This window comes from Bradyrhizobium sp. Kon10, assembly GCF_055807395.1.
On the sequence record NZ_JBVVOZ010000356.1, the window covers coordinates 1 to 243 of the forward strand.

The following is a 243-nucleotide window of genomic DNA, read 5'->3' on the forward strand; positions in this document are numbered from 1 at the left end:
CTTTCTAGCCGGCACTGACAGGCTGGGGCGCGATGTGCTCTCGCGCATCATCTATGGCGCACGCATTTCGCTGACAATCGGTCTCGTCGGCATCAGTTTCAGCTTCCTGCTCGGCATTGTCATCGGCGGACTGGCCGGCTATCACGGCGGTATCTTCGACCTGATCGTTCAACGGATAATCGAAGTTCTGCAATCGATCCCCAGCATTCCGCTATGGCTGGCTCTGGCGGCGATCATGCCGAT

The 243-nt window shown here is 58.0% G+C and carries 1 pseudogene; it reads left to right on the plus strand.

The features are described from left to right. Positions 1-243: pseudogene (locus AC0L2O_RS37370) on the plus strand (ABC transporter permease); the annotation flags it as partial.